The sequence below is a fragment of the uncultured Phascolarctobacterium sp. genome (assembly GCF_905212365.1).
Taxonomy (GTDB): domain Bacteria; phylum Bacillota; class Negativicutes; order Acidaminococcales; family Acidaminococcaceae; genus Phascolarctobacterium_A.
The window spans coordinates 124,611-134,156 of record NZ_CAJMEH010000001.1 but is presented as its reverse complement, the minus strand read 5'-3'; the positions used below and the strand labels follow the sequence as shown (position 1 = coordinate 134,156).

Genomic DNA, 9,546 nt, shown 5'->3' with positions numbered 1-9,546 from the left:
ATGGACACCCTTGCCTTCGGCTAACGCTTCCTGCTACCGAGCGCGTAGTGGACTTTCACCACCTAGTTATCGCCCATGCCGGGCACACTAACAAAAAAGCCAGAGCAATTTCGCATTGCCCTGGCTTTGTAAATTTTGTTACTCTTTACTGTATTTAGCGATGCCCTCTTTATAAAAATCATTGCCTTCGCTGTCGATGCAGACAATGGCCGGGAAGTCTTTCACCTCATAACGGCGGATAGCTTCGGGTCCTAAATCCTCGTAAGCAATCATTTCCTCGCCCTTGATGGACTGGGTAATGACAGCGGCTGCGCCGCCTACGGCTACAAAATAAACCGCACCGTATTTAACGCAGGCGTCGATAACCTCCTGACTGCGCAGGCCCTTGCCTATCATACCGCGCATACCCTGCTCGATCATGGTCGGCGTGTATTTGTCCATGCGCCCGCTGGTGGTCGGACCGGCGCTGCCCACTACCTCGCCCGGCTTGGCAGGGGTAGGGCCCACGTAATAAATAATATTATTGGTCAAATCCAGCGGCAGCTGCTCGCCTCGACCCAGTGCTTCGTATAAACGCTTGTGAGCGGCATCACGGGCAGTATAAATATAACCGCTGATGCGTACCACGTCGCCTGCATGCAGATCCTTAATAGTTTCGGCGGTCAAAGGCGCCTGAATGTATTTAATTACAGCTTGTTCACTCATCGTCCAACCCTCCTTACAGCTCTGCTTCCGCACGGCGCGCCTGATGGCAGTTAAGATTTACAGCGCATGGCAGGCCGCCGATATGCGTGTGGGTAAATTCCACATTGACAGCCAAAGCCGTGGTGCTGCCGCCCAAGCCCGAAGGGCCGACGCCGGTCTTGTTCACCAGCTCCAGCAGCTCATCCTCCAGCTGTGCATAGCGCTCGTCTGCATTATGCTCGCCTGCGGTACGGGTCAGCGCGTATTTAGCCAGCAGCGCCGCCTGCTCCATATTGCCGCCAATGCCTACGCCAACGGTAACTGGAGGACAAGGGTTAGGCCCTGCTGCGCGCACTGTATCAACAACGAACTTTTTGATGCCCTCCACGCCGTCGGCTGGCTTGAGCATTTTCAGCGCGCCCATATTTTCGCTGCCGCAGCCTTTAGGACAAACAATCATCTTCACCTTGTCGCCGGGAACGATTTTCGTATGAATAATAGCGGGAGTATTATCGCCGCTGTTTTTGCGGTCAAATACCGGGTCGCCTACGGAGGATTTGCGCAGATAGCCTTCGGTATAGCCCTGGGCTACGCCTGCGTGAATGGCGGTATACAAATCGCCGCCCACAAAATGCACCTCCTGACCAATTTCCAGGAAAACTACGGTCAGGCCGGTATCCTGGCACAGCGGCACAGCCTTTTTCTGGGACAGCTCAAAATTTTCTACCAGCGTAGTTAAAATCTCTCTGCCCAAAGGCGATTCCTCTGTTTTGATGGCTTCCTTAATTTTATTCTTTACGGCCTCCGGCAGATAATAGCAGGAGTCCATGCACAATTTAGCAATCGCAGCTGTTACTTCACTGACATTAATCTCTCTCATTTTGCCCTCCTTAGCGGCCGACACGCTTCATGGTGTTGGCTCTTACAACCTCCGGGTCGACGATTTTACGCGCTAGGCCCAATTCGATAGCCGTTTTGGCTACGGCAGCGGCTACAGCCGGAGCGACGCGGGGATCGAAAGCGTCGGGAACAACATAATCCTCGCGCAGATCCTTTTCGTCAATCAGCTCGGAAATAGCGAAAACTGCCGCTACTTTCATTTCCTCGGTAATAGCGCGGGCGCGCACGTCGATAGCGCCGCGGAATACGCCGGGGAAAACGGTGACGTTATTTACCTGATTCGGACGGTCGCTGCGACCGGTACCGGCAACGGCAACGCCCGCCGCCTTAGCTTCGTCATAGCTTGTTTCCGGCACAGGGTTGGCCAGCGCGAAAACCACGCTGCCCTCCGCCATGCTCTGCATAATTTCTTTGGTAAATACGTTAGGAGCGGAAACGCCGATTAAAACGTCGGCACCCTTAGCCACGTCGGCCAAGGTTCCCTGACGGCGCTCTTTATTGGTGACGGAAGCCAGATAGCTTTGAATGCGGTCCAGTTTAGCGTCGATGCCTTCATACAAAGCGCCGAAACGGTCAACCATAATGACGTTCTGCGCGCCCATGCTTACCAACAGGCGGCCGATAGCGCTGCCAGCTGCGCCGCAGCCGTTGACTACGAAACGGGCGGTGCGGAAATCCTTCTTCACGTAACGCAACGCGCCGATAACCGCGCTCAGGCAGGCGATGGCCGTACCATGCTGATCGTCGTGGAAAACGGGAATGTCGCAGATTTCCTTCAGGCGGCATTCGATATCATAGCATTTGGGAGAAGAAATATCCTCAAGATTGATGCCTGCATAATTGGGCTCCAGCAGCTTAACGGTGCGGATAAATTCTTCCGGGTCCTTCGTCCCCAGGCAGATGGGCACGGCATCCACGTCGCTGAAGGTTTTAAACAGCGCGGCCTTGCCCTCCATAACGGGAATAGCAGCCTCCGGTCCGATATCGCCCAGTCCCAGCACGCGGGTACCGTCGCTGATAACCGCTACCATATTGCCGCGGCAGGTATATTCAAAGGACAAGTCCTTATTTTCTTTGATGTCCTTGCAGGGCTCTGCCACGCCGGGGGTGTAGGCGACGGAAAGGTCGTGACGGTTGGCAATGGGCACCTTGCTTACTACAGAAATTTTACCGTTATTCTCCAAATGCATTTTCAGCGCTTCTTCGCGTAAAGTCATTGTCATATCATGCTCCTCCAACAAAAAATATTTAGTATACACTACATTATATATGAAGCACTCTGATAATACAAGAAAAATACTTGTGAAGTAGTCCGATATCCATAATTTTTCAAATAATTGTAACTAATGTGTCAATTAAGTAAAGCAGTACACACAAAAAGGCCGCCCTGCGGCGGCCTCTTCCAGCACATATTAAATTAACAGGCGCAAAGCTTATCTGCGCAGCCAAGGCGGAATTTCGTTGCCGCCGTTAAAGCTGTTGATTACGGAACTGCTTTTCTTATCGGCTTCCGGATTTTTAATTCCCATTTGTCCGTGTGCCGCATTCTTCAATGCCGGATTTTTCTTTTCAAAACCCGTGGCGATAACGGTAACGCGAATCTCGTCCTCCAACGCTTCGTCGATAACAGCGCCAAAGATGATATTGGCGTTGGGGTCCACAGCGTCCGTAATAATCTGCGAAGCTTCGGTTACGTCGAACAAGGACAGCTCCTTGCCACCGGTAATATTGAACAGCACGCCCTGAGCGCCGTCCACAGAAGCCTCCAGCAGCGGGCTCTTAATGGCGGCTTCGGCAGCGGCCTTAGCGCCGCCCTCGCCCTTAGCGGTACCAATGCCCATCAAAGCGCTGCCTGCGTTAGTCATAATGGTTTTCACGTCGGCAAAGTCGGCGTTGATTAAACCGGGCACGCCGATCAAATCGGAAATGCCCTGCACGCCCTGACGCAAAACGTCGTCGGCAATGCGGAAGGCGTCCAGCATAGAGGTGCGGCGGTCGATGACCTGCAGCAAGCGGTCGTTGGGAATGGTAATTAAAGTATCTACTTTTTCTTTCAGATTAACTATGCCGTTTTCGGCCTGGTTCATGCGACGGCGTCCTTCAAACATAAAGGGCTTGGTAACTACGCCGACAGTCAGTGCGCCTACTTCTTTAGCGCATTCTGCCACTACATGGGCTGCGCCGGTGCCGGTACCGCCGCCCATACCTGCGGTAACGAAAACCATATCCGCGCCCTTCAGCACTTCCACGATCTGTTCGCGGGATTCCTCCGCAGCCTTTTCGCCGATTTCCGGATTAGCGCCTGCGCCCAAGCCTTTCGTCAGCTTCTCGCCAATCTGAATTTTTGTTTCAGCTTTGGAAAGCAAAAGCGCCTGTGCGTCGCAGTTCACAGCGATAAATTCTACGCCGCGCACTCCGGCCGCAATCATTCTGTTGACAGCGTTGTTGCCGCCGCCGCCTACGCCAATAACCTTAATGTTGGCCAGGTTATCGAAGGTTGTTTCTACATCATCAAACATATTCTACGTCCCCCTTAATTGCTGGGTATCATTATTGACAAAATCATTGATTTGTATAAGTTCAACATCAAGGAGCAAATTTCCTGCTGCCTTGATAAATTTATTTTCCCATATACAGCCGGCGAATGACGCCCAGATTCTGAAAGATACGCATACCAAAAATCAGAATGGCCACCATATACAGATCGATGCCGATCATATTACCGGCATAGCACAAAAACGAGGCTAAAATACCGTTGATAAAAAAGCCGGAAATGAAGACCTGCGTATCATACTTACTTTCCATAGACGCTCGCACGCCGCCCAGTACGGCATCCATACCGGCCATTACCGCTACGGCCAGCAAACGAGCGTACTCCGGCGGCAGACTGAAAGGACAGTAGATGCCGCCCACAAAACCGGCCAGCAGGCCAAGGACTGCATAGTAAATCATTTCTGTCCCTCCTTTTCGCCTACGACCTTGGCATATTCAAAATTACGCGGCGCCTTGAGCGCGGGAACACGCAAATCTTCTACGGTTTTTATTTTTACCTGAATGCCCCAAAACTCAAAGGTTTCCACCACGCCGCCGCGCAAGCGCAAAGCGCTGGTCAGCGTTTTCGGCGCGCCGATGGCCTTAATGACGTAGGGCGGCGCGCTGCGGACATTATTGACGGACACCGTCGGCCCGGCGCAGCGCACCTCGCTCATGCCCACGATACGCTGGTCGTTAAGAGAGATGGCTTCGGCTCCGGCAGCGCGCAGCTCGTTGAGTACGCGCAGCAAATCCTCGTCGTGAATAATATATAAATTAGGATTATCGTTAGCTTTTTTGGGAATATTGCTGTCGTCCAAAACGACCTCAATCCCCTGCCCTTCTACTTCCGTAGTACCGGCAAGCAGCTCCAGGCGCTCCTGTCCCGGATCCTCCGGATTATCGACTCCATGCTGGCGCAGATTTTCTATTTCCGCCAGCAGGCGCTGATTTTCCGTCTCTGCCAGCTTCAGGCGTTCAGACAGATCCTCCACGCGATCCATCCGAATGGACCTTTGCTGCTCCGTGGTTTTATACTGCACCGACAGCATAAAGCCTAAAACCATGAATACAAAGGCAATGACCAGCTTGCCCTTTAAATCCATAGCGACTAATTCTTTCATTACTTACACCCTCATTTTTCTTTTCCAGGCACCAGTTTAATGTATGGTTTAGCAAAGGTTAAATCAATATATTCGGCTTGGATATTTTTATTTTTTATTTCGTTAAACACCGTCATAAACACCTGCGCTTTGTGCGGCAGTCCGGCCACCGGCCCCAACAGAATGGGGAAGCTGCCGCTCAGGCGCAGCTTCGCTTCGTTCCTGTTGTCCACGCCTATTTCAGCGATACGGTCGCGGGCGTCGCCGTCCAGCTGCTGCAAAAATTGCAGTATTTCCATTACGCTTTCGTTGCCCACGGGGTCGCCCAAGAAAACATTGCCGCACTGCACGCCAACCAGCAGCGGCGCGCGGGCGTCGGGAATACCCGTAGTGACGTTCATCACGATGCCGTTATAATCCAGCTGCAAATAGCTGCGATAAGAGTTGGCCACATACAAAGCCGGCTGGCGTTCCTCCACCGTTATCTCCAAGCCTGCGGGCCAGCGGTAAACGACCTTGGCGTTTTGAAAACGGATATCGTGCTTTAAAGCGTCCTGCAAGCGTCCGGCGCTGACATTGAAAAAGTTGAAGGGCGGCTCGCTGCCTCCCAGCTTAATAGCTTCTTCCTCCGTCAGCAGATTAGTTCCGTGAATAACGACGCTGCCAAAGGCCAGGCCCGGCTGATGAATATAGCTCCAGCCAAACTGCAAGCCATAGGCCGCGGCGCCCAGCGCCAGCAGCATACACAACGCCCTTAAGCGCTTGCGCCGCTTGTGAGCGCGCAGGCGTTCCTTGATTGTCGCCATGGCTTGCATCTCCTTTATTAGTACGCAACACGCCGCCGAACGGCGTTTTTCAGATGATGATTATTTAGCGCTCAGCAAAATGCGCTCGCACAAATTTGGGAAGCTGATGCCTACGGCGGCGGCAGCCTTGGGCACGAGGCTGGTAGCCGTCATGCCTGGAACGGTGTTGGCCTCCAAAACATAGCCCTGGCCCTGCTCGTCCAGCATCACGTCGATACGCGCCACGCCGCTCAATCCCAGCACATTATAAGCGGCTACTGCCAGCTGCTGCACATGAGCGGTAACTGCTTCGCCCAAAGGCGCCGGACAATGGTAATCGGTAGCGCCCTTAGTATATTTGGAATGGAAATCATAAGCGCCGGAATGGGGAGCAATCCAGATAACCGGCAGCGGCTTAGGCTGGCCTGCTTCCTCCATAATGGCCACGGTCAGCTCCTTACCCACAATACATTCCTCTGCCAATACGTTAGCGGAATAATCGAAGGCTTCCTTCAAGGCAGGCTCGATCTCGGCTTCGTTTTTAATCATATATACGCCGATGCTGGAGCCCTGAGACGCGGCCTTAATAACTACGGGCACGCCAAATTCCCGCAGCACCTGCTCCTTGACGGCGGCTAAATCGCCGCACTCGCGTTTATGCAGAATTAAGCAGCGGGGCGTAGCAATGCCTGCGGACTGCAAAAAGCGTTTAGTCGCAGATTTATCCATGCTCACGGCGCTGGCTAAAACGCCGCAGCCGGTATAGGGAATGCCTGCGGCCTCCAAAAGGCTTTGCAGGCGACCATCCTCGCCGTACTTGCCATGCACCGCGTTAAAAACGACCTTAGCGTTCATCGCGTGCAGCTGGCTCAATAATCTGTCGGGAACAAGCTCCACCTCTTTGGCGTTATAGCCCTTTTCCCTTAAAGCGGCGGCAATAGCGCCGCCGGTAACGCGCGAAATTTCCGCTTCGGAGGAAGGCCCTCCCAAAACTACTGCCACTACATCCTGTTTATTCATTTTGCTTTACGCTCCAATTCTCTCACTAATTCTTCGCCAATTTTAAAAACGTCGCCTGCGCCGACGGTCATAATCAAATCGCCGGGCTGAGCCTGACGCTCCAAATATTCCTCCGCTTTTTCCAGACGCGGAATATATAAAACCTTCTGACCTGTAGCCGCCTGAATGCCCTCGGCCAGCTTAGCGCTGGACACGCCGGGGATGGGCTCCTCGCTGGCGGCGTAAATATCCGTCAGAATAAGCTCGTCGCATTCGGTAAAGCTTTGGCAAAATTCGTCGAACAGCAGCTTCGTGCGTGTGTAGCGGTGAGGCTGGAACACGCACAGCAGCCGCTTGGGCTGCGTCTGCCGAGCAGCCTTTAAGGTCACGCCGATTTCCGTAGGATGGTGCGCGTAATCGTCCACTACCCAAACGCCGTTCACCTTGCCCTTGGTTTCAAAACGGCGTTTAGCGCCGCCGAATTTTTTCAGAGCCTCCAAAATAACCGGTACGTCAATGCCCATCTCGCGGGCTGCCGCAAAAGCGCCCAGGGAATTAAGCACATTATGGCGGCCCGGCACCAGCAGCTGCACCTTCGCCGTCAGCTCGCCGCGATAATACAGCTCGTAGGTGGTTCCGTTGACGCCGTAGTTCACATTTTCAGCTATATAATCAGCGCCCTCGCCTTCCATGCCGTAGGTGATAACGGTTTTATCGGTTTCGGCAGCCAAGCGCCGTACCTTAGCGTTATCGGCGCACAAAATCGCCTTGCCGCCTTCTTTGATATTGCTTAAAAATTGCTTAAAGGCTAAATAAATATTTTCTTCCGTACCGTAATGGTCCAGATGGTCGTCCTCAATATTGGTCACTACTGCAAGATAAGGATAAAATTTCAGGAAAGAGCCGTCGCTTTCGTCGGCCTCGGCTACTACCCAGGGACCTGCGCCGTTTAAAGCGTTGCCGCCCAGGCTGCTCACCTCGCCGCCGATAACCACCGTCGGGTCGATGCCGCTGGCTGCGGCAATGCAGGAAATCATAGCGCTGGTCGTGGTCTTGCCGTGAGCCCCGGCTATAGCGACGCCCTTAGCGTCGTCGGCATTTAAAACGGCGGCCAGAACGTCGCTGCGGTGCAGCACCGGAATACCGCGTTTTTTAGCAGCCACCAGCTCCGGGTTATTGGGATGTATTGCCGTGGAAATAACCACTGCGTCGGCGTCGTACACCTGACAGGCGTCGTGTCCCATAAAAACCATCGCTCCGGCCTCCGCCAAATGCGCGGACATATGGCCCGCGTTCAAATCGGAACCGCTCACATCGTAGCCGCGTTTTATAAGCACATAGGCGACCGCGCTCATACCCGCGCCGCCAATGCCGATAAAGTGTATATTATGCAGATTAGCTAACTTATTTTCTGCCACTGGACACCCTCCTATTTCCTCGCCAACGCCAAGGCCTGCTCAGCGATGGTTTTCGCCGCCTGCGGCTGCCCTAGCGCTTTAGCCGCCGCCTGCATCTTCTCCAAATCCTTTTCATGTAACAGCAAATGCTCGATAGCCTCCAGGATACGTTCTCCCGTCAGCTCCTTATCCAAAATAACCTGCGCCGCACCGCGGGCTTCTACCGCTCTGGCGTTAAATTCCTGATGGTTGGCTGTTGCGTAGGGGTATGGCACCAGCACCGCAGGCACTCCCTTGGCCGTCAGCTCTGCCAGGCCGATAGCACCGGCGCGGAACACAGCCAAATCTGCCGCGGCCAAAGCCACGGGCATATTATGCAGATACGGCTTAATGATAATATTATCTGCCACGCCGCCGCGTTTGCGCACTGCTTCCATGTATTGCTCATAATTTACGTCGCCGGTAGCGTGCAGCACCTGCACCTCATGGCGGCCCGACAGCGCCAGCTCCGCCTCCAGCATCGCCTGATTTATGCTGCGCGCGCCGCGGCTGCCGCCGGAAACTAATATCGTTTTCTTTTCCGGGTCCAGACCCAGCTCCTTCACTGCCTCCTGCCGCGTATGCTCCAGAATTTCGCTGCGTATAGGGTTGCCGGTATAAACCAGCTCCGCCTTGCCGTGAAAATATTTGCCGGCCTCCTTGTAGCCTAAAAAGACCTTGCGCACATAGCGGGCCAGAATCTTATTCGTCACGCCGGGCATGGCGTTCTGCTCCTGAATGCAGCAGGGAATATTATGCAGCGCTGCCAGCAAAACGATGGGTCCGCAAACATAGCCGCCCGTACCGATAAGCAAATCCGGGCGCTGCTCCTTGATAATTTTGTAAGCGTCGCACAGGCCCGTAAACAGCTTGCCAACGCTGCGCAGAGTATCGAAGCTCAGGCTGCGTTTAAAGCCCGCCACCTCGATAAATTGCAGCGGATAGCCGTAGCGGGGAATAATATCCTTTTCCAAGCCCTGCCGTGTGCCGACAAAACTTATGTCGGCGTCAGGACACAGCTTTTTTATCTGGTCGGCGATAGTCAGCGCCGGGTAAATATGCCCGCCGGTACCGCCGCCGGAAAGAATGACCTTCACGATTTTTCCT

At 53.7% G+C, this 9,546-nt stretch carries 10 protein-coding genes; all 10 read right to left on the bottom strand.

All coding sequences use genetic code 11. From position 1 onward, the window contains the following. Positions 1-138: 138 nt before the first annotated feature. Positions 139-705 (bottom strand): Fe-S-containing hydro-lyase, encoded by a 567-nt coding sequence (locus QZ105_RS00670; protein WP_293727920.1) that lies wholly within the window; start codon positions 703-705, stop codon positions 139-141. 13 nt (positions 706-718) lie between these two features. Beyond that, positions 719-1,564, bottom strand: coding sequence for a fumarate hydratase (locus QZ105_RS00665; RefSeq protein WP_293727919.1), 846 nt, complete (start codon positions 1,562-1,564; stop codon positions 719-721). Between the two features lie 10 nt (positions 1,565-1,574). Next, positions 1,575-2,801, bottom strand: coding sequence for an NADP-dependent malic enzyme (locus tag QZ105_RS00660; RefSeq protein WP_366935939.1), 1,227 nt, complete (start codon positions 2,799-2,801; stop codon positions 1,575-1,577). Between the two features lie 216 nt (positions 2,802-3,017). Next, a complete protein-coding gene (ftsZ, locus tag QZ105_RS00655; protein WP_293727917.1) occupies positions 3,018-4,103 on the bottom strand; it encodes a cell division protein FtsZ in 1,086 nt (361 codons plus the stop codon). Positions 4,104-4,203: 100 nt separating this feature from the next. After that, positions 4,204-4,536 carry a small basic family protein gene (locus QZ105_RS00650; RefSeq protein WP_293727916.1) on the bottom strand — a complete coding sequence of 111 codons (333 nt, stop codon included), beginning with the start codon at positions 4,534-4,536 and terminating at the stop codon, positions 4,204-4,206. Next, positions 4,533-5,240 (bottom strand): DUF881 domain-containing protein, encoded by a 708-nt coding sequence (locus QZ105_RS00645; protein ID WP_293727915.1) that lies wholly within the window; start codon positions 5,238-5,240, stop codon positions 4,533-4,535. The genes QZ105_RS00650 and QZ105_RS00645 overlap by 4 nt, the downstream gene beginning before the upstream one ends. 11 nt (positions 5,241-5,251) lie before the next feature. After that, positions 5,252-6,025 (bottom strand): FtsQ-type POTRA domain-containing protein, encoded by a 774-nt coding sequence (locus tag QZ105_RS00640; protein WP_293727914.1) that lies wholly within the window; start codon positions 6,023-6,025, stop codon positions 5,252-5,254. A 60-nt stretch (positions 6,026-6,085) separates the two neighbouring features. Beyond that, positions 6,086-7,024: a D-alanine--D-alanine ligase gene (locus tag QZ105_RS00635; RefSeq protein ID WP_293727913.1), complete on the bottom strand. Its 939-nt coding sequence runs from the start codon at positions 7,022-7,024 to the stop codon at positions 6,086-6,088. Then, entirely contained in the window at positions 7,021-8,358 is a 1,338-nt protein-coding gene (gene murC, locus QZ105_RS00630; RefSeq protein WP_366935938.1) for a UDP-N-acetylmuramate--L-alanine ligase, read from the bottom strand. The genes QZ105_RS00635 and murC overlap by 4 nt, the downstream gene beginning before the upstream one ends. A 74-nt stretch (positions 8,359-8,432) precedes the next feature. Next, a complete protein-coding gene (murG, locus tag QZ105_RS00625) occupies positions 8,433-9,536 on the bottom strand; it encodes an undecaprenyldiphospho-muramoylpentapeptide beta-N-acetylglucosaminyltransferase (protein ID WP_293727911.1) in 1,104 nt (367 codons plus the stop codon). Positions 9,537-9,546 lie beyond the last annotated feature (10 nt).